Annotated in this window: 1 protein-coding gene; it reads left to right on the top strand. The window is 77.4% G+C overall.

Features of this window, described 5'->3' with window-relative positions:
- On the top strand, positions 1–196 hold a 196-nt coding region (locus KUM32_RS41670), incomplete at its 5' end, for a type II 3-dehydroquinate dehydratase (protein ID WP_217146824.1).
- Between the last annotated feature and the right edge of the window lie 437 nt (positions 197–633).

Genomic DNA, 633 nt, shown 5'->3' with positions numbered 1-633 from the left:
CTCGTACGGGATGCGGGACGCGGCGGCGCAGCGCACGGCGCCGCTGATCGAGGTGCACATCTCCAACCCGCACGCGCGCGAGGAGTTCCGTCACAACTCTGTCATCGCCGCCGTCGCCAGCGGCACGATCGCCGGGTTCGGAATCGGGTCATATCGGCTCGCCCTGCGGGCCCTGGCGGACCAGCTCTCCGCCTGACCCGACTCGCGCGGCGCCCCGGGCCCAGCAGGCGCCGCCGCCACACGCCCCGTCGCGCGGCGGTCACCTCAACTCCCGTATCCGTCCGGCGAGTTGGGCCCAGGTGTCAGGCCCGGGCGCCGCGCGGTCGGCCCGGGGGCGCGGCGCGCCCGGCCGGTCGGGCCCGGCGCGGCCCGGAGCCGGCGGTCGGCGCCGGCGGGGGAGTGCGCACCGGCCAACGACGGGCCGGGTGAGGCGCCGTTCACCCGGAAGTGGGAGAGTACCGTTCGGTAGCGCACTCGGCCGGCGCACGCGCGCGGCCGGGTCTACACACGTCAGCCGCCCGTACGAGACGGAGAGCCACCGGATGCAGCACGCAGTGGGAGTTCCGCTGCCCCCGTCCCACGGCCAGGGGCAGGGTGCGGCGGGCGCCGCCCAGCACTCGGGCCACCCCGCGC

The organism is Streptomyces sp. AC627_RSS907 (assembly GCF_019049165.1).
Note: the sequence above shows the minus strand (reverse complement) of the source record. Positions and strands in the feature narration are given on the sequence as shown.